Annotated in this window: 17 protein-coding genes and 1 other annotated feature; of the genes, 8 read left to right on the top strand and 9 right to left on the bottom strand. The window is 35.9% G+C overall.

Annotated features, from left to right (window positions below; translation table 11 throughout):
* Positions 1 to 278 precede the first annotated feature (278 nt).
* Positions 279 to 1,712: an alanine/glycine:cation symporter family protein gene (locus ACLBWW_RS10475; protein WP_048542403.1), complete on the bottom strand. Its 1,434-nt coding sequence runs from the start codon at positions 1,710 to 1,712 to the stop codon at positions 279 to 281.
* A 409-nt stretch (positions 1,713 to 2,121) separates the two neighbouring features.
* Between ACLBWW_RS10475 and ACLBWW_RS10470 the strand changes: the two genes are divergently transcribed.
* From ACLBWW_RS10470 to nprB, 7 genes are all read left to right on the top strand, one after another.
* Positions 2,122 to 2,619 (top strand): cation:proton antiporter regulatory subunit, encoded by a 498-nt coding sequence (locus ACLBWW_RS10470; protein WP_001026069.1) that lies wholly within the window; start codon positions 2,122 to 2,124, stop codon positions 2,617 to 2,619.
* On the top strand, positions 2,620 to 3,819 hold the full coding sequence (locus ACLBWW_RS10465; RefSeq protein WP_000380223.1) for a cation:proton antiporter: 1,200 nt from the start codon (positions 2,620 to 2,622) through the stop codon (positions 3,817 to 3,819).
* Between the two features lie 80 nt (positions 3,820 to 3,899).
* A complete protein-coding gene (locus ACLBWW_RS10460; protein WP_000900216.1) occupies positions 3,900 to 4,493 on the top strand; it encodes a DedA family protein in 594 nt (197 codons plus the stop codon).
* Positions 4,494 to 4,630: 137 nt separating this feature from the next.
* Positions 4,631 to 5,065, top strand: a complete 435-nt coding sequence (locus tag ACLBWW_RS10455; protein ID WP_046960033.1) for a DUF3920 family protein — start codon at positions 4,631 to 4,633, stop codon at positions 5,063 to 5,065.
* Between the two features lie 112 nt (positions 5,066 to 5,177).
* Positions 5,178 to 5,588 carry a MarR family winged helix-turn-helix transcriptional regulator gene (locus tag ACLBWW_RS10450; protein ID WP_048542401.1) on the top strand — a complete coding sequence of 137 codons (411 nt, stop codon included), beginning with the start codon at positions 5,178 to 5,180 and terminating at the stop codon, positions 5,586 to 5,588.
* 51 nt (positions 5,589 to 5,639) lie between these two features.
* Positions 5,640 to 6,338 carry a pirin family protein gene (locus ACLBWW_RS10445; RefSeq protein ID WP_048542399.1) on the top strand — a complete coding sequence of 233 codons (699 nt, stop codon included), beginning with the start codon at positions 5,640 to 5,642 and terminating at the stop codon, positions 6,336 to 6,338.
* Between the two features lie 156 nt (positions 6,339 to 6,494).
* Positions 6,495 to 8,144, top strand: a complete 1,650-nt coding sequence (nprB, locus tag ACLBWW_RS10440; RefSeq protein ID WP_048542397.1) for a neutral protease NprB — start codon at positions 6,495 to 6,497, stop codon at positions 8,142 to 8,144.
* A gap of 42 nt (positions 8,145 to 8,186) precedes the next feature.
* Here the strand turns inward: nprB and ACLBWW_RS10435 are convergent, their stop codons facing one another.
* The 4 genes from ACLBWW_RS10435 to ACLBWW_RS10420 all read right to left on the bottom strand — a co-directional run bounded on the left by ACLBWW_RS10435 (position 8,187) and on the right by ACLBWW_RS10420 (position 13,464).
* The gene (locus tag ACLBWW_RS10435) at positions 8,187 to 8,504 is read right to left on the bottom strand and encodes a metal-sulfur cluster assembly factor (RefSeq protein WP_048542395.1); all 318 of its coding nucleotides are present in this window, start codon (positions 8,502 to 8,504) and stop codon (positions 8,187 to 8,189) included.
* A gap of 117 nt (positions 8,505 to 8,621) precedes the next feature.
* The gene (locus tag ACLBWW_RS10430) at positions 8,622 to 10,313 is read right to left on the bottom strand and encodes a methyl-accepting chemotaxis protein (RefSeq protein ID WP_048542393.1); all 1,692 of its coding nucleotides are present in this window, start codon (positions 10,311 to 10,313) and stop codon (positions 8,622 to 8,624) included.
* 225 nt (positions 10,314 to 10,538) lie between these two features.
* Complete coding sequence (locus tag ACLBWW_RS10425; RefSeq protein ID WP_098067670.1) at positions 10,539 to 12,233, bottom strand: methyl-accepting chemotaxis protein; 1,695 nt, start codon at positions 12,231 to 12,233, stop codon at positions 10,539 to 10,541.
* Positions 12,234 to 12,645: 412 nt separating this feature from the next.
* Complete coding sequence (locus tag ACLBWW_RS10420) at positions 12,646 to 13,464, bottom strand: class I SAM-dependent methyltransferase (RefSeq protein WP_048542386.1); 819 nt, start codon at positions 13,462 to 13,464, stop codon at positions 12,646 to 12,648.
* A gap of 114 nt (positions 13,465 to 13,578) precedes the next feature.
* Positions 13,579 to 13,849, top strand: a binding site (T-box leader).
* A gap of 50 nt (positions 13,850 to 13,899) precedes the next feature.
* Between ACLBWW_RS10420 and metG the strand changes: the two genes are divergently transcribed.
* A complete protein-coding gene (metG, locus tag ACLBWW_RS10415; RefSeq protein WP_098067668.1) occupies positions 13,900 to 15,534 on the top strand; it encodes a methionine--tRNA ligase in 1,635 nt (544 codons plus the stop codon).
* A 41-nt stretch (positions 15,535 to 15,575) separates the two neighbouring features.
* Here metG and ACLBWW_RS10410 read toward each other — a convergent pair whose 3' ends face one another.
* The 4 genes from ACLBWW_RS10410 to ACLBWW_RS10395 all read right to left on the bottom strand — a co-directional run bounded on the left by ACLBWW_RS10410 (position 15,576) and on the right by ACLBWW_RS10395 (position 19,182).
* The gene (locus ACLBWW_RS10410) at positions 15,576 to 15,830 is read right to left on the bottom strand and encodes a hypothetical protein (RefSeq protein WP_447614021.1); all 255 of its coding nucleotides are present in this window, start codon (positions 15,828 to 15,830) and stop codon (positions 15,576 to 15,578) included.
* A gap of 223 nt (positions 15,831 to 16,053) precedes the next feature.
* Complete coding sequence (locus tag ACLBWW_RS10405; RefSeq protein ID WP_048542382.1) at positions 16,054 to 16,956, bottom strand: EamA family transporter; 903 nt, start codon at positions 16,954 to 16,956, stop codon at positions 16,054 to 16,056.
* A gap of 140 nt (positions 16,957 to 17,096) precedes the next feature.
* Entirely contained in the window at positions 17,097 to 18,539 is a 1,443-nt protein-coding gene (locus ACLBWW_RS10400) for a sensor histidine kinase (protein ID WP_099004691.1), read from the bottom strand.
* Positions 18,517 to 19,182, bottom strand: coding sequence for a response regulator transcription factor (locus ACLBWW_RS10395; protein ID WP_000148835.1), 666 nt, complete (start codon positions 19,180 to 19,182; stop codon positions 18,517 to 18,519). Before ACLBWW_RS10395 ends, ACLBWW_RS10400 begins: the two co-directional genes overlap by 23 nt.
* Between the last annotated feature and the right edge of the window lie 15 nt (positions 19,183 to 19,197).

The following is a 19,197-nucleotide window of genomic DNA, read 5'->3' as shown; positions in this document are numbered from 1 at the left end:
ACTAATTTATAATTATTATAATCTAGTAATTCGTATAAATCAACCCTTTTGCTGGAATTAATTTGTACAAATTATGAACTGTTGTAAATAAAAATCCCTATTACGGTGAAGTAATAGGGATTTTGTTTGATATATAGCTCTTGTTCTGAGCGAGCCGCTTCCGCTTTTAGGTGATATCCAGCTCCAGCGGCTAGAATGTTCGGTGGCTTTGCTTTTTCCTGCGAGGCAAAAGCTCCATCCCCCTGATATTCTGAACGAGCCGCTTCCGCTTTTAGCTGTTACACAGCCTTCTGTTTTTCTTCTACATCCTGTCCATCCCAGCACTCTGTATTCTGTAAGCCAGGGATAGAACTTGCAACGAAGACAGGATCTTTTCCTTGTTTCTTTTGCTTTATATAGTCTACTAAAGCTGCGTATGCAAACTTGCTAAGGAATGAGATGGCAATTAAGTTTGTGAATACCATTAGTCCCATAAAGAAATCAGCTAAACTCCAAACTGTTTGAAGGGCAGCGATAGATCCGAAGAACACCATTCCGACAACTGCAACACGATAAATCAGTAACCATGTTTTGCTTTCTTTAATGAATGCGATGTTTGTTTCACCATAATAGTAGTTTCCTAGTAAAGAACTGAAAGCGAATAGGAAAATAATAATCGCTAAGAAAGTGCTTGCCCACGGTCCGATTTGTGAACTTAATGCTCGTTGTGTTAATTCAATACCTTCTAAATTCGATCCTTTGTAAAGTCCAGAACATAATACGATAAACGCTGTTGATGTACATACTAAGAATGTATCTACGAAAACACCTAATGCTTGAACAAGTCCTTGTTTTACAGGGTGAGATACATCTGATGTTGCTGCTGCGTTAGGGGAGCTACCCATACCAGCTTCTGTCGCGAATAAACCGCGCTGAATTCCGAATTTGATTGCTGCTCCAATACCACCAGCGATAGCTTGGTCTAAACCAAATGCGCTGTTAAATATTTCTGTAAAAATGCTTGGTAACATATTGAAGTTGTTAATTACGACAAAAATAGCCACACCGATATAAATGATCGCCATTGGAGGAACAATCATTTCTGTAATACGTGAAATGCTCTTAATACCACCAAAAATAATAACTGCAACTAATAAAGCTAATAGAGCTCCTACGATTGTTCGCTCTAGTCCAAAAGCATTTTCAAACGCTATTGTTACTGTATTTGCTTGTACAGAATTGAAAATTAATCCGTACGCAACTGTAATAAGAAGTGAGAACCAAACACCCATCCAGCGCTTGTTTAATCCTTTTTCCATGTAATATGCTGGCCCACCACGGAACCTGCTTCCATCTTTTACTTTATAAATTTGTGCGAGCGTACATTCTACGAAACTAGTAGCTGCTCCAAGGATAGCGATAAACCACATCCAAAATATTGCGCCGGGTCCACCCATTGAAATGGCTAATGCTACACCAGCTAAGTTTCCGATACCGATACGTGCCGCTGCACTTAAGCAAAATGCTTGGAATGGAGAGATGCTATCTTTCTTTTTTTCTTTTCGATTAAACCCTTTACTAATTAAACTGACCATCTCACCGAAATGAGTAATTTGGACGAATTTTAATTTGAAAGAGAAATAAAGACCGAAGCCGATTAGCATTGCAATAAGAATATATGACCATAAAATATTATTCGTTACCTCAAGGAATCTGCTAAAGATATCAACCATATAATACACTTCCTTTTTTCCGTAATAAGAAAATTATATGCAAAAAATATACGAGAATCAATTTTTCTAAAAAATCATGTTACATAAACGTGTTTTGTGTTATGATTATGTTACATCGTAATATTTTTAGAATTATTTACATTTTAAAAAACTAAATTTAAAACGAGAAAGAGGGGATAATTTGAAAGAAGAATCTTTATTGAATATAAGCCTTAAGAGTTTGAAAATGAGAAGTAATATGTTTTTTATCATTACATCTTTAAGTATTTTTTTAGGAGCCACTTATTATTACAATAAAAGATTTCCAAGTCATAGGTATCCTGAATGGTTAGAATTTCTAAAATTGATTGGATGAACAAAAGACAGAAAAACAGAAAATTAAAATAAAGAAGTTATGGAGGAGCTAAATATGAATATTAGAGAAAGTGAACTTCCGGGTATTGGTTATAAGTTTCAAATCGTTACGAAAGGTAACGAAAAGATGGTGATTGTCATTCATGATGATGGGCGTAGAGAAATGTATCATTTTGATTCAGATCATGAAGAAAGTATCTCAAGTATTTCATTACGTGACTCAGAGGCGAGACAAATTGCAGCAATATTAGGTGGAATGGTATACAAACCTAGAGCATTAGAAAATGTTGAAATGGTCTTTGAAGGTTTAGCAATTGAGTGGTTTAAAGTAGAGAATGCAGCTCCGGCAATCGGAAAAACAATTGGCGACCTTGAAATAAGAAAAACATATAGCGTAACGATTATTGCAGTTATGAAAAAGAATATGAAAAAGCTATTCAATCCAGGACCAGAAACGGTAATTGAAGAAGGCGATATGCTTGTAGTTTCAGGTGAGAGAGAAGAAATTAAAAAAATTATTAATGAGTTACTTTCGAATAGGGGGACTGACTAGATGGATACGTTAATTTTTGAAGTTGGTACAGCTTTAGTTTTAGTGGCAATTGCGGCGGTAATTGCTGGAAAGTTTAAATTCTCAGTAATTCCTTTTCTAATTGTTCTTGGGATGTTAGTAGGACCGCACGCACCGACAATAGGTGTTATCGATCTCAAATTTATTGAAAGTGCGAGTGTCATTTCCTTCCTTGGACGGATTGGCGTTCTGTTCCTTCTTTTCTACCTAGGACTAGAGTTCTCGATGAAAAAACTAATTAAATCTGGACGTTCTATTGCGATTGGCGGAACAATCTATATTTTAATTAATTTTTCACTTGGATTATTATACGGATTTATAATGGGATTCCCTTTACTAGAAATTTTAATTATTGCGGGTATTATTACGATTTCTTCTAGTGCTATCGTTGCTAAAGTGTTAGTGGATTTAAGAAGAACTGGTAATAATGAAACCGAATTAATTTTAGGAATTATTATGTTTGAAGATATATTCCTTGCTGTATATTTATCAGTCGTATCTGGTTTAGTTCTAGGAGATCATGCTTCCTTCCTAGGTGCTCTTACTTCAATTGGAATTGCTTTAGGATACATGCTTCTATTCTTTATTGTAGCTAGAAAGGCGACGCCTTTATTAAATAAATTGCTCAATATTAGTTCAGATGAAATTTTTATTATTGTAGTATTTGCTTCGTTATTCTTTATTGCAGGTTTCTCGGAAACAATTCACGTTGCCGAAGCAATTGGAGCACTTCTTTTAGGATTAGTTTTCTCTGAGACAGAGCATAGTGACAGAATTGAACATCTTGTTGTTCCATTTAGAGACTTTTTCGGAGCTATTTTCTTCTTCAGTTTCGGATTAAGCATTGATCCGTTTTCATTAGGCGGAGCGATATGGTTAACGTTAGGTGCTGTCCTTCTTACAATCATCGGAAACTTTGTTGCAGGAATGATTGCAGGGCGACAAGCTGGGTTATCTCATAAAGCGTCAACAAATATTGGATTAACAATTGTTTCAAGAGGAGAATTCTCCATCATTATGGCCAATATCGGCATCGCCGGTGGTTTAATGTCAGTCTTGAAACCATTCTCGGCACTATACGTGCTTATACTATCGATCTTAGGTCCACTTCTGACGAAAGAGTCAAAGAATGTATATAAATTTTTAAATAAAATCTTTAAGTGGGATACGAAGACTAACTAATTTTAAAAAAATAAAAGTACAAGATATTTACTGCTTGTACTTTTATTTTTTGCAATGAAAACAGTAAAGAGAGGTACATAATGTTAGGAGAGTTGATTCATTCCGTTTTAGTTTTTCTAGAAGGACTTGGTTATTGGGGAATTATGCTTGGATTGATGTTAGAGGTTATTCCGAGTGAAATCGTATTGTCTTATGCAGGTTATTTAGTATCAACAGGAAGCATTACATTTTGGGGCGCTGTCGCGTTCGGTACAATTGGTGGTGTAATCGCACAATTATTCATTTATTGGATCGGTCGATACGGAGGAAGACCCGTCCTTGAGCGATATGGAAAATATATTTTAATTCAAAAGAAACATATTGATTATGCTGAAGATTGGTTTAATCGTTACGGAACTGGCGTTATTTTTACAGCGCGTTTTATTCCTGTTGTGCGTCATGCTATTTCGATACCAGCAGGGATTGCAAAAATGTCACATGCTAAGTTTATTACGCTAACTACATTAGCTGTTATTCCGTGGTCAATTGTATTTGTATATTTAGGTTTTAAATTAGGAACAGAGTGGGAAAGTATTAATAAAGTCGCTGGGCCATATGTGAAATACTTTGCACTTGCAGCTATTGTTTGTGCAATTGGTTACTTTGTATTAAAAAAAGTGATGAAAAAAAAGTGATTACGGAAAAGGAATCTATATCGGTATAGATTCCTTTTTTATTGGCATTTTTTCAAGGATGAAAGAATACGTTTAATATTTACCATATTGTGGCATACATATAGGAAAAGGGAGTTTGGAAAGGGGATTATAGAGAAATGGAACTCCAGTTTCAAAATGTATATCAACAGGTGGAGAATTGGTATGTGTTGGATTCGGAGCTTCCTTGGGATGTCAAAAGGCTTAGAGATGATTTGTTTTCACTGATTGAAGTATGTAAAACACCAGTTATTTTTTGTGATACGTGTGATGCGAATCATGTGCTTCTATCATTAGGAGAAGAAGAAGAGGAATTCTTATTCCCAGTAGGTGGTTTTTATCATAAAGAAAAACAATTAATTTTTGTTTGTATGTGGGAAGAGTATGAGCAGGTGCTCAAAACACTATTGCATGAATTTCGTCATGCGATGCAGCATAAGAGGGAAGTATTGTATGTTGGAAGTGAATTGTACGAAGATAGATGGATTGAGAAAGATGCGAGAAAATTCGCGGAGAGGAAGTTAGATGAATATAAAAATAGAAAGTTAATGTAAAGCATAGTGGAGAAATGGCACTGTGCTTTCTTTGTTGATTACTAAAAGTAAGCGATTGACTTTTATAAAGTTTAGTTCTAAACTAATGGTATGAAATAAGCGAGGTGATAGAATGAAAACAGAAGATAGACTCGGGTTACTATTATGGTTTCGTTTATCACGTTTTTATAACAAAAGTATTCGTGAGACGAATCAGCATTTGAAAGAATGGAATGTATCTGCCGCTCAGTTTGATGTGCTAGCTCAAGTTGGAGGACATAATCGTCTAACGCAGCAAGAGCTCGGAAATAAACTATTTGTTACGAAGGGAAATATCACGCAGCTATTAAATAAAATGGAGCAGCTGGAGTGGATTCATCGTGAACAAGAAGGCACTACAAAATATATTTCGTTAACAGAAAAGGGAAAAGTTTTATATGAAGAAATCGTCCCGCCTCAAGAAACGTTCCAAGCGGAGCAGTTTCAAAATTTAAATGTAGAAGAACAACATCAATTATTAAAATTACTAAAAAAATTACAGTGAGAAAAATTTTAAAAATAAATCTTGAATTCGAGATAATATGAGGTGAAGGATATGTTTAGAAAAGTTGATCATAAAAATATGGGAAGAGCAAATCACGGTTGGTTAAATACACATTTTCATTTTTCCTTTGCGAATTACTATAACCCGAATAACATGAACTTTGGAGCATTGCGCGTAATTAATGATGACTTAGTAGCACCGCAAACTGGTTTTGATATGCATCCGCACCGCGATATGGAAATCATTTCGTACGTTGTAGATGGTGCTTTAACACATGAGGATAGCATGGGGAACCGCGGAACAATTGAGCGAGGACATGTTCAATATATGAGTGCTGGCACAGGTGTATTTCATAGCGAGCATAATTTAGGAAATGAAACACTACGTTTATTACAAATTTGGATTTTACCAGATCGTGCGGATCATAAACCAAACTATGGTGAGTTTACATTTGATTGGAGCAAGCGTGAAAACGAATGGTTTCACATGGTATCTCCACTAGAAGGAGAGGCACCAATTCAAATTCACCAAGATGCGAATTTATATTCTTTATCATTAGATGCAGGAAAAGAAATTCATTTTCCTGTGCGAGAAGGCCGTCAATTGTATCTTGTACAAATTGAAGGAAGTAGTGTAATAAATGGTGAAAAGCTTGTTATGCGTGATGCAGCAGAAGCGATAGAAGAGGATATTCATATTGAAGCGAAAGAGCAATCACACTATTTAGCAATTGAATTGAAAAGACAATAAAACATTTATGAAAAAGAGGACACCCAATAGGATGTCCTTTTTTTTTGAGTGGAATTGTCAGAAAACTTTTTCTCAATATTTAGAAAAAGGTATTAGCCCGGAAAATAAGAATTGTATAAAAGTGTCAAAAATCTTTAGGGAATGGGGAATGTTATAGTGAAAAAGCAAGTCATTTCATCAGCATTAGCCTTAACTGTTATCGCCGGGGGATTTGGAACATTTGGAGCAACGACAACGAAAGCGGAAGAACAAAAAATTCAATATCATCAAGAATTTAAAACGCCTGCATACATAGGTGAAGAATGGAAAGCACCGGAAGGACTAGATAAAAAAGAGACAGTCTTTCAGTATTTAGAGAGTAAGAAAGATATGTTTAAATTAGCAGGAAATATTGATAAACATTTCAATGTCGTTGGGGAGGAAAAAGATGCTGAATCTGGTACGACACATGTGAAGTTAGTTGAGAAGCATAATAACATTCCTGTGTATGGTTCAGATCAAACTGTTACACTTGATAAAGAAAATAATGTAAAAGCATTCTTCGGACAAGTTATTCCGAATTTAGAGGATAAAAATATTCCTGCGTTTGCAAATATTAGTGCAGAGCAAGCTGAAACGATTGCAAAGGCAGATATTGAAAAAGAAGTTGGTAAAGTAAAGAATTATGACGGTGTGAAAAAAGATTTATTTGTGTATGAAAAAGATGGGAAGTACTATCTTGCATACTTAGTTAAAGCATCGATTTCAAAACCAGCTCCAGGATATTGGCATTATTTTGTTGATGCAACGAATGGAAATGTGATTGAGAAATATAACGCTGTAGATCACATTACAGGATTTGGTTACGGAGTATTAGGCGATAGACAATCATTTGAAATTGCTCAAGATGAGAAAACAGGAGCGTTCAACTTGTTTGATGGTAAACGAGGACAAGGTGTTCACACATTTGATGCAGAAAATATGGATGAAAACTTGTTTAACTTATTCTCACAATGGCTTGGATATACAGGAGAAGAAGTTGAGAGTAAATCTAAGTTCTTCGAAGATAAGGCTGCAGTTGATGCGCATGTAAATGCAGGAAAAGTATATGATTACTACAAAAAGACATTTAATCGTAATTCTTTCGATGATAAAGGTGCGAAGCTTATTTCTACTGTTCACGTCGGAGAAAGCTGGAATAACGCAGCTTGGAATGGTGTGCAAATGATGTATGGTGATGGCGATGGAAAAACATTCATTCCATTATCTGCTGGACTAGATGTTATCGGTCATGAATTAACGCATGCTGTAACTGAACATACAGCAAACCTTGTTTATAAAAATGAGTCAGGTGCGTTAAATGAATCGTTATCTGATATTATGGGTGTCATGGTTGAGAAGAAGAGCTGGGATTTAGGTGCTGACATTTATACACCTGGAAAACCTGGTGATGCACTTCGTTCTCTGAAAGATCCAGCATCTATTCCAAATCCATTAAAACCAGGTGAAGGTTACCCAGATCATTACAATAAACGCTACACTGGAACAGCTGATAATGGCGGCGTTCATATTAACAGTAGTATTAACAATAAAGCTGCATATTTAGTATCTGATGGCGGAGAGCATTACGGTGTGAAAGTAACTGGAGTAGGACGTGAAGCGACAGAAAAAATTTATTACCGTGCTCTTACGAAATATTTAACTGCAAACTCTGACTTTAAGATGATGCGTCAAGCTGCTCTGCAGTCAGCTGAAGATTTATATGGTAAAAACTCTAAAGCTGTACAAGCTGTAACGAAAGCTTATGATGCAGTAGGCGTAAAATAATAAGAGAAAAAGACCTGACTAGGATGTCAGGTCTTTCTTTATTTAGTCACGAACACCTAATGCGATTTTCGCCATACGTGACATGCGTTCTTTAGACCAGGGTGGATTCCAAACGACATTTACTTCTATTTCATTGACTTCAGGTACGTTCGTTGATAATACTTTTTTAACGTCTGATATAATTTGCCCAGCCATTGGACAACCGATAGAAGTCATCGTCATCGTAATGACAGCATTATTATTTTCATCTGCTGTAACGTCATAAACTAATCCAAGATTAACAATATCAACACCTAGTTCAGGATCAATAACAGCTTCTAAGTTTGCATATAACTTTTCTTCAAATGCTTGTTGTGACATGTATAGCACCCCCTACATATTAATGATATCGATTCTCATTATAACGGATATATATATAATATGCAGGGAATGAGCTCAAAAAAATATTCCTCTTGAAAGAGGAATATTTTTTGAAAGCTATTCAGTTTTGAAATGAGATACGAGTTGATCTAATTCTTGAACTGTTTGTTTCATTTGTCTAGCAGTTACAGTCATCTCATTCATAGTAATGACCTTTTGCTCAGCAGATTGTGCTGTTGCCGCTGTTTCACTAGATACTTCAGTCGAAATAGAAGCGATGTTATTCAGTGAAGCGTTCATTTCTTCAGCGCTTGCAGCCATTTCTTCAGCAGTTGCGGAGATGTCTTGCATTTGAGTAGATACTTTATTTACTTGTTCTACAATCGTTGTGAAAGAATTTCCAGCTTCACGAATGACATGAATGCCTTCAAATGCTTCCGAACGACCTTGGGACATCATAGAGCTCGCAGTTTCAGTGTCTTGTTGAATTTGATGTAGTAGTTGGTTAATATCTGTTGCCGCTGTTTTAGATTGTTCAGCAAGTTTTCGAACTTCGTCAGCTACGACAGCGAAGCCTTTTCCTTGTTCGCCAGCACGAGCTGCTTCGATAGATGCATTTAAAGCAAGTAAGTTTGTTTGCTCTGCGATATTAGAAATAGATTGTACAGCTGTATCAATATATTTTGTGTGAGTGATTAGACGTTCGACCACTTCTGACGTAGCATTTACCGCGTCGTGTATCGTTGTCATTTGTGAAACGGATTTTTGAATAACAGTACTTCCGTCGTTAGCTTGTTCAGATGTAACTACAGCAAGCTCAGTTACAGATGTGGCAGATTCAGCAATACGCTGAACACTTGCCGCCATATCGTCCATTGCTGTTGAGCTTTCTTCCATACTAGAGGCTTGTGATTGAATATTTGCATTTAAGCTAGACATCGAGCTCTGAACTTTTATTGTTGCCTCGCGTGATATATTCGTCTTTTCTAGCATATTTTCAGAAGCGTTTTGCACTTCCACAGATGTTTTTTGAACACGATTGATAATATGTTGTAGGTTTTCTAACATTTTATTAAATGATGTTGCGATCGTACCAATTTCATCATTACTATTTACTTGTAGGCGGGCTGTTAAGTCACCTTCTTGAGATGATAATTCTTTTAGCTTACTATCAATTTGTTGAATTGGTTTAACAAGTTTACCAGAGAACCACCATGCAACAGTGATAGCTACGATAATACAAATAACAAGTGATAAGAAGACAACATATTCAATTTGTAGCGAAGATTGATCAATTTTCTTGATAGATTGATCACGTAACTTTGCTTGTTCGTTACTGTAATTTGTGAAGTCACCAATTACTTTATACACAGTACCATTTTCTGCATAAGCTACTTGTAAAGCCTCTTCCCACTTTTGTTCTTTTGCAAGAGTGAAAACTTTTTCTTCAATAAATTTTCTCCAAGTGGATCCTGATTCCATTGTATTTTTCATGGACTGAGAAACATTTGGATTAGAAAGAAGTTTATCTTTTGAATCCTCCAGACGTTTACTCATCTCATTAAATTTGTCTAATTCAACTTGATCATGTTGTAATAAATAACCTCTTAAAGCAGAGAGCTGTACCTGATAAGCGTCCCCACGCTCTTTCAATTCTGTTGCCAGAGGGGAAATTTCTTTTTGTAATGCTTCAGCTTGACGAGATTGATCCATGGTAAAGAATAAAATAAAAGCTAAGGCGATGCCAAATAAAGCGCAAATCGTTCCCATCATGAACATTAGTTTTTTTCGAATGCTAATAAAACTCATATGATAAAAAGCCTCCTTTGTGAAATCTTAGTATTAGAATTAATAAATTTAAAAAATTGAAAGAAAGCTTTACTCCATTTGGAACAAAGCTTTCTTCTTTCCTTTAGGAATTATAGCAGACGGAATGAGAGATAGAAAGAGATATTTTAAGATGAAAAAAGAGAGACTGTAAATCTCTCTTTTTAATAATTTGGAGCTCATGGAAATATAAATGAAAGTTTTGCTTTAAACGTTTGTTTTGAAATGAGAAACGAGAACTTCAAGTTCTTGTACGGTCGTTTTCATTTCAGAAGCTTTTTTAGCAACGACACTCATTTTGTTTACTTGGTCACCAGCTGAAGTTGCTGTTTGTGATGTTTCGGCGGCAACTTCATTTGAAATAGAAGCGATGTTATTTAAAGCTGCATTCATTTCTTCTGAACTTGCGGCCATTTCTTCAGCAGTTGCAGACATTTCTTGCATTTGTGTAGAGACTTTGTTAATGTGGTTAACAATTTCCGAGAATGAAAATCCAGCGGTACGAATGACTGTAATTCCTTCCGAAGCCTCTGACTGACCTTGTGTCATCATTTCATTTGCTATTTTTGTGTCAGCTTGAATTTGATGAAGTAAATGGTTAATGTCAGTTGCTGCTAGCTGAGATTGTTCAGCAAGTTTTCGTACTTCATCGGCAACAACGGCGAATCCTTTTCCGTGTTCGCCAGCACGAGCTGCTTCAATTGAAGCATTTAAAGCGAGTAAATTCGTTTGTTCCGCGATATTAGAAATGGATTGAAGTGCAGTATCAATATGATTCGTATGTGTAATGAGTCGCTCTACTACTTGTGATGTAGCGTTAACAGCTTCGTTAATGGTATGCATTTGTGTAATAGATTTCTCAATGACTTTATTCCCACTATCTGCTTTTTCTGAAGTTGTAACAGCTAGGCTAGCAACAGAAGAGGCAGATTCTGCAATACGCTGAACACTCGTTGTCATATCGTCCATTGCAGTTGAACTTTCTTCGATGCTTGAAACTTGTGAACGAATACTATACTCAAGAGCATTCATAGTTTCTTCGGTTTTTGCTGTATTTTCCATAGAAGCAGTGGTTTCGATGAACACATTTTCAGACGCTTCTTTTACACTTGTTGATGTTTGTTGCACTTGTTTTATGATACGTTGTAAGTTAGCGAGCATTTGATTAAAGGAATTAGCGATATCACCAATTTCATCTTTACTCGTTACGTGTAATCTAGCAGTTAAATCGCCGTCTTGAGAAGCTAATTCTTTTAATTTCTCATCAATTTGTCGTATCGGTTTAACGAGTTTACCAGAGAACCACCATGCTAATAAAATAGATGTTAACGTACATGTAATGAGTGAGAAGAAAATAATATATTGAATAAGAGATGAAGAAGACTCTACGTCAGCAATTAATGCGTCACGTTTATCATTTTCTTCATTTGCATATTTAGTAAAACGACTTAAAAGATCGTTTACATAATCGGTTTGAGCTAAAGCGATTTTGGATGCTTCGTCCCATTTTCCTTCGCGAGCGAGAGGAAGGACTTCATTATCTATGACGCTTCGCCATTTTGCCCCCATTAAAATGGCTTCTTTCATTCCTTCTGGGAGTTTTTTATCACTTGTTACCTTCTCTCTAGTATCAGCAAGTTTTTTTCCTTCTCGGTTGAATTTATCCAATCCTTTTTGATCATGTGACAGTAAATATTCTTGTAAACCGGCAACTTGTGCTTGGAACCAATCACCACGTTCTTTTAAAATTGTTGCTCGTTTTGATACATCATTTTTTAACGTTTCAATTTCGCTTGCTTGGTTCATAGCGAATGAAAGAATAACAATAAGAGCAATACTAAATAAAGAAGAAATGCTTAAGAGTGTGAACAGTAGTTTTTTGCGAATACTAACATATTTCATCGTTACCCCTGCCTTTAAAAACTATTTATTATGATTTATGAATATTAAGAACGACATTAATAAAAACATCATTATGAAGTTATTAATCTGTTCAATGAAAATTATAGCAGATAATGGAAGATGGCAGATTAATATGAGTAAATGTTCTTAAAATGTATACATTTGTATATCAAAAAGTTCATAAATAAAAATGAGAAATGCTATTGTAATTTGAAATAACATCATGTATACTTCTAATTAGTTGATAACGATTATCAGTATCAACTAATGACATTACTCTTCGTTATGTTGGTCATACCCCTTTTTGACGACGTAAGTCAGAGACGAAATGTTGAAATATCTTGTGTCCTATTCTACAGAATTATGGTAATCTCCAACCTCAACTTATATGCGTGAGCATGCAAAAAGGATCCTATCCGTGAAGGGATCCTTTTTTGCATGCTGTCGCAATTAATGTATATAAACCAGGCACGCGATTTTCAATTTCTTCCGGTGCAGTAGAAGGGAAGACCCACCTTTGATGAGACCCGTGTTCTTCAACTAGTTTTTCAATTTTAAAATGTTCTTCGGCAAGTGTTGTAACAATTTCTCCTAGCGTCCAGCGGCGGATAGTTGTTTTAGGTAGCGATTCTTTCTGTGCTTCTGTAAGAAGGATGCTATAAGCAACATCATCTTCAATCAATTCTTCATCAAAATAATTTCCATTGGCCTGAAATGATGGATGGTCGACTCCTAATAATTTCGTGTAAACAGGATGATAGTCACGAAGGATAAGCATTCCATCTTGCTTAAGTAAAGTAGCAATTTTTTGAAAGAGTGGTTTTAAATCTAGAAAGTAATGGAGTACACCAAGTTCGAGCAATACGATATCAAATGATTCGGAAAGATTTACATCCAGTACATCAGAGACGATGTATTGGATAGAGACACCAGCAGCTTCGGCTAGTTCGGTTGCGTATTTTTCATTACTTGCTGAAATGTCTACAACTGTTATATCGGCTCCTAAAAGAGCAAGAGCAACAGCTTTATTTCCTTTTGACCCGAGTAAATTAATAATACGTTTTCCTTTCGGAGATTGTATGTAAGGTAAATAGTGATCTACCTCGCGCATAGGGTCTTCCATGATTTTTTTCGCATAATCAGCTGGTGCCCCGTGGCGATTCGTCCAAGCTTCATAAGCAGCTGTATTCCAGCTTTTTTCATTACGTGTGCTTAGTTGTTTTTGATTCAATCATATCACTCCTTTTGTGAACGTATAGGTATTCGGCAGGAAGGTGAGATTTCCTGTTTTTCTTGAATTAAAGTTTGATTTTTCTGTTATTAAGTCGTAAAATACGTGTTATACGTAAAAGCGTTGAAAAGGAAAAGTAGGATGAACACATTCTTTCCAGAGAGCTTCGGTAGCTGAGAAGAAGCAAGAATATTCATTTGAACAATGGCCTTTGAGCTTCGTCCTGAACTTATCAAATGATAATAGTAGGCGGCGACGAGAGTTGGTACTCGTTATCAAAACCACAGTATAAGAGCTTATAGCTCCGTACTTGATAAGGCTAATTATGTGAGTAATTGGCGAAATAAGGTGGTACCGCGACTGTTTATACAGCCCCGCCCTTATCTTTTTTAAGATAAGGGCGGGGCTTTTTATATTTTAAAGGAGGAATGTAAGATGAGTATTTTTGTTGGAGGAGCTTGGCCGTATGCAAATGGTTCGTTACATCTTGGACATATTGCGAGTTTGTTACCTGGAGATATTTTAGCACGTTATTACCGGGCAAAAGGTGAGAATGTGTTGTATGTTTCGGGAAGTGATTGTAATGGAACACCGATTGCAATTCGGGCAAAACAAGAAGGTGTGACGGCGAAGGAAATTGCTAATAAGTATCATGAAGAATTCCAGCGATGTTTTCGTAGCCTTGGTTTTACGTATGATTGCTATACACGTACAGATAGTGAGCACCATCATGAAACGGTTCAAAATGTTTTTTTACGTTTATTAGAAGAGGGACATATTTATAAAAAAACAGTGGAACAAGCATATTGCGAAACGTGTACGCAGTTTTTACCTGATCGTTATGTAGAAGGCGTTTGTCCACATTGTCATGAAGCAGCAAGAGGAGATCAATGCGATGCGTGTTCAGCTATTTTAGATCCACTCGATTTGTTAGAAAAGAAATGTAAGTTATGTGGTAGTACGCCGTCTGTACAGGAAACAGAGCATTTCTATTTCGCATTGCATACATTTCAGGAGCAAATTAAAACGGCTGTAGAAAACGCCAAACAAACAGGAACATGGCGAGACAATGCGATTCAACTAACAGAGAGATATGTAAAGGAAGGGTTACAAGATAGGGCCGTATCACGTGATTTACCAATTGGGGTACCAATTCCAGTAGAAGGGTATGAAGATAAGAAAATTTACGTATGGATTGAAGCAGTGACAGGGTATTATTCAGCGAGTAAACATTGGGCTGAAAAAAAAGGGAAAGATGATCAAGAGTTTTGGGATAAAGAAGCGAAAACATATTATGTGCACGGAAAGGATAATATTCCGTTCCATTCCGTCATTTGGCCAGCGGTATTACTTGGAATAGGGGAAGGCGCAATTCCACGTCATATCGTTTCGAATGAATATTTAACAGTTGAAAAAAGAAAATTATCTACAAGTAAAAACTGGGCAGTATGGGTGCCTGACATATTAGAACGCTATGATCCAGATTCTATTCGTTACTTTTTAACCGTCAACGCACCAGAAAATCGTGATACTGATTTTTCATGGCGGGAATTTATTTACAGTCATAATAGTGAATTGTTAGGTGCATACGGGAACTTTGTGAACCGGACATTAAAGTTTATTGAAAAATATTATGGTGGTATCGTGCCGAAAGGAAGTATTGATGTAGAGCTGAAAGATAAAGTAGAAGGATTATATAAACATGTAGGAGAGGCGATTGAGCAAACTAAATTTAAGGTGGCACTAGAATCAATATTTGATGCAGTACGTTTTGCAAATAAATACTTTGATGAGAGGCAGCCGTGGAAACAAAGGGAAGATGATCCAGTTTCATGTAAAGAAACCATTTATAACTGTGTGTATCTTATCGCTAATTTTGCAAATCTCCTTGAACCGTTTTTACCATTTTCAAGTGAAAAAGTTAGAAATACATTATCGATTGTGAACCGAAATTGGGAGCCTCAACATACGTTGCCGAATAGAATTGATAGTGTACAGCCCCTATTTGAGCGAATCGATGTAAAGCAAATTGAGCATGAGGTAGGGAAGCTATATGGAGCAGTAAAGTGAGATAGAGAAAAAGACCTTTCAAATAAATGAAAGGTCTTTTGTTATGCAGTAGGATTCTCTTTCTTATCCTTTAAGAAGAAAAGCACAGCAAGGATTACGAGAATAATAGCTGCAATATCATATGTTATTTTGAATGTAGTATTAAAGTTTAAGTACTCCACTAAAGGGGGTTTGACTGCCCCAGCATATATGCAAATGGGAATGAGGAGCAAATCGTAAAATTTCTTTTCTTTCATATATCTTATTAGGAAGAAGATACACATAATGGCAAAAAAGGCTACGCTTAAAATAGTCATTTATACCTCCAAATAGATTTGAAATTATACCACATTGTAACTGCATTTACATTTATCCCGCTTTAATGGGCAGTAAGATCCCCACCTCAAAATGCAGCGAAAGCAAAGAAGTTATGTGGGGAATCAACTGCCCATAAAAGTCCGATTGGTTCAACTAATAATCAGTGGGGATGAAGAAAACCCCCACTGATTAAAGTTTCACTTTATATGCAAACTTCTATTTTCACGCACTATGCACACTACTATGTTTTTTTGTTTTCCTAGCCGTAAGCAGCTGAGGAGTAAAAATTCCAAGTAGTATAAAGAGTATCCCAATCCACTGCATAAAGGTTACGACTTCATGTACAAGTGTAATAGAAGCGATAATGGCCGTTGGTAATTCAGCTGCTCCTAGTATTGTACTAAGTCCTGTTCCTACTTTCGGTACACCAATTGAAAAACAAATGACAGGTACGACAACGCCGAACAATCCGAGGAAGAAAGCGTATTTCCAAAGACCGGCTTGCAGGGTACCATCCGTTAAAAAGGTTGGCGGGAAGAATAGGCATACGATAAGAGTAGCACTTGTTGTCATAAGAAAGCTTTTCGTATAAGGTGGTACTTCTGTAGCAACACGCCCACTTGCAAAAACATAGAATGAAAAAGAGACAGCGGCTAATAGACCAAAGATAATACCTTTCGTGGAAAAGTTTTGTCCGAGACCTTCAAAGACACCGCCTGCAAACAATGTTCCAGTAAATAAAATAATGATAGATATAACTTTCTCACGGTTTGGTAATGTTCGATTAGCGATTGCTTCTATAACGACACCAATCCATGTGAACTGGAAGAGTAGGACAACAGCGATAGATGCTGGTAGTTCTTCTACAGAAATAGCGTAGAAGATACCAGTCATACTCATTGTTGTGCCAACTGTTAGTAAGGAAAAGAATTGCTTTTTTGTTACTTTATGACGTGAAACGAAAAGAACGAGCAGAAGAAGCCCGATCCATCCGAAGACATATTGTCCCCCTAATAGTTGATGTGCTGAAAATCCATCAATGAATCCGAGTTTGAAAATAGTTGAAAGTACGCCGTAGCTACAAGCGCCGAATAAAACAAGTAATGAATACTTAAATTTCTCCATGAAAATCCTCCTTTTAAATAATAAAAAACGCCCGCTATCCAAATAAGGATAACGGGCGAACGAAACAGAGTAAGATACTCTACAAAATTCCGCCATTCATACGAAGTATGAATTTGGGGTATGAAATTGTAGTAGGTTTTTTACATTGCTTTTGGGAATACAATAGAACATTTTACACCTTGAGGTGTGTTTTGTATCCCATAAGGAAACTGATGTTTATCTAATATTTGTTTTACAATATATAGCCCAAGACCACTACCTTGTACTAATCCATGTTTGCCAGGGTTTGCGCGATAGAATGGCTCAAATAAATGGGCGAGTTTATCCTCATCAATTTGTGAACCTGTATTTAATACTTCTAATGCATAACCGTTTGGCTTTTCATAAAGCTTTATATATACATGCTGATGGTCAATTGTGTAATGAATTGCATTTGAAATAATGTTAAAAATAGCAGTTTGAATAAATTTAGGGTCAGCTAAAATTTGTACATCTTGCTTAATGTTAGATTGAACATTTAATTGCTTTACAGATACAAAGTAATCTACTTTCTTCATAACATCCTCAATAATATTAGTTAATGAGATAACTTTTAAATCAGGTTTAAATTGAGGGTTTTGTATTTTGGATAATTCCGACATTTTTTCCGTTAATATGTTAATGTCTTGCATCATTTCATAGGAACGTTTTAAATATTTATCTCTATCTTTATAAGCTCCAATTCCGTGAATCATGCCATCTATTTGTCCCATAACGGCTGCGATTGGTGTTTTTAATTCATGGGAAACCATAGACATAAATTCTTTACGAGATTGTTCTAATTGTTGTTCCTTTTTGAGTTCATTTCTTAAATCTTGATTGCTTGCATGTAAATTCTTCACTATATTTGGGACCTGTGAAGCAGCTACTTGCAAATTAAAATCTGTTTGATCTGTATTTTTGTTAAGTAGCTTTTTATCTGAGAAATCAAGATTCATAATATCTTTTAAAGCATCACTCATAAATTGAAAAGGTTTGGCAATTAGTTTCGTATAAATTAAAGATCCGAGTAAAGATAATGCAAGCATTGTCGCACCAATATGTGGAGCCAATTGCTGCAGTGCATCTGCTAATTTTGGATAATCTTGTGTATCATTTGTGTTTTTTGCTGCATTTTGTTTATGTAAGGCATCATTAGTAGCGACTTGCTTTTCCGTTTCTGTAAGTGGAGCAGAAGTGCTGTTTTTCCCCGCAATATTTTGGGTATGTTCTTTTGCTTTTACAGTTTGGCTAGGCTGCAAAAGGTGATTTATGGCTGTAGAGAGTGCTTTATAATCTATAATAGAAGATTGGAAATTGGAAATCATACTCTCTGAAACAGCCTTACTTTGATTCGTTTTACTTTGGTCGTTTTGTTTGTCTGAATCCGCTTGTTCTGTAGACAGCGCTCCATTTTCTTTTGCAAAACGTTCTTTATCGTAGTTTGAAGCTAGAAAATAAATAATTTGATAAAGACAAAGTGATAAAAGAATACAAAATAATAAGGTTTTGATGAAAATATTTTTGGTGATGTTGTCTGTACTACGATTCGATTTTGTAGCCAATGCCTTTCACCGTTTTAATATAAGGAATCCCTAATTTTTTTCTTAAGTTTTTAATATGTGTATCTATAACTCTTACATCACCATAATGTTCATAGCCCCATACCTTATTCAGCAAATCACTTCTTGATAATACTTTTCCCCGATTTTGCAGTAAAGTATATAAAATTTCAAATTCTTTTGTTGTTAATTCAATTTGATTACCATGAACATAAGCGGCATAGGCTGTAGAATTTAACATCAATTCATGGAATTGTAGTATAGTTGCAGCTTCTGCTTCCTTCGTTGCTGCCCTTCTTAATACAGCCTCTACACGTTTAATAAATACGGTGTAATGGAACGGTTTCGTAATATAGTCATCAATACCTAACTCAAATCCTTTAATTTCACTTTCTTCATTATGTAAGCCTGTTAACATAATGATCGGTACATCAGATTGTCCTCGCATAATTTTACAAATACTATAGCCATCTATATCTGGTAACATCACATCAAGGAGGACAAGATCGTATGAATTTTTTTGGAAAAGAAGAATACCTTCTGTTCCAGCGCCAACGACATCAACAGTAAAGTTTTGTGCCATTAGAAATTCACGAATCAGTTCTTGTATATCTGGGTTGTCTTCAATCACCAGTATATGCGTCATAGTAACACCTCCTAA

This window comes from Bacillus sp. M5A3_1b (assembly GCF_053345335.1).
The sequence above is the reverse complement of the archived record's forward strand: the minus strand, read 5'-3'. Positions and strand labels throughout refer to the sequence as shown.

Coding starts and splice junctions, on each gene's coding strand:
- ACLBWW_RS10475 (WP_048542403.1), bottom strand. CDS start 1,712: ATGGTTGATATCTTTAGCAGATTCCTTGAGGTAACGAATAATATTTTA.
- ACLBWW_RS10470 (WP_001026069.1), top strand. CDS start 2,122: ATGAATATTAGAGAAAGTGAACTTCCGGGTATTGGTTATAAGTTTCAA.
- ACLBWW_RS10465 (WP_000380223.1), top strand. CDS start 2,620: ATGGATACGTTAATTTTTGAAGTTGGTACAGCTTTAGTTTTAGTGGCA.
- ACLBWW_RS10460 (WP_000900216.1), top strand. CDS start 3,900: ATGTTAGGAGAGTTGATTCATTCCGTTTTAGTTTTTCTAGAAGGACTT.
- ACLBWW_RS10455 (WP_046960033.1), top strand. CDS start 4,631: ATGGAACTCCAGTTTCAAAATGTATATCAACAGGTGGAGAATTGGTAT.
- ACLBWW_RS10450 (WP_048542401.1), top strand. CDS start 5,178: ATGAAAACAGAAGATAGACTCGGGTTACTATTATGGTTTCGTTTATCA.
- ACLBWW_RS10445 (WP_048542399.1), top strand. CDS start 5,640: ATGTTTAGAAAAGTTGATCATAAAAATATGGGAAGAGCAAATCACGGT.
- ACLBWW_RS10435 (WP_048542395.1), bottom strand. CDS start 8,504: ATGTCACAACAAGCATTTGAAGAAAAGTTATATGCAAACTTAGAAGCT.
- ACLBWW_RS10430 (WP_048542393.1), bottom strand. CDS start 10,313: ATGAGTTTTATTAGCATTCGAAAAAAACTAATGTTCATGATGGGAACG.
- ACLBWW_RS10425 (WP_098067670.1), bottom strand. CDS start 12,233: ATGAAATATGTTAGTATTCGCAAAAAACTACTGTTCACACTCTTAAGC.
- metG (WP_098067668.1), top strand. CDS start 13,900: ATGAGTATTTTTGTTGGAGGAGCTTGGCCGTATGCAAATGGTTCGTTA.
- ACLBWW_RS10410 (WP_447614021.1), bottom strand. CDS start 15,830: ATGACTATTTTAAGCGTAGCCTTTTTTGCCATTATGTGTATCTTCTTC.
- ACLBWW_RS10405 (WP_048542382.1), bottom strand. CDS start 16,956: ATGGAGAAATTTAAGTATTCATTACTTGTTTTATTCGGCGCTTGTAGC.
- ACLBWW_RS10395 (WP_000148835.1), bottom strand. CDS start 19,182: ATGACGCATATACTGGTGATTGAAGACAACCCAGATATACAAGAACTG.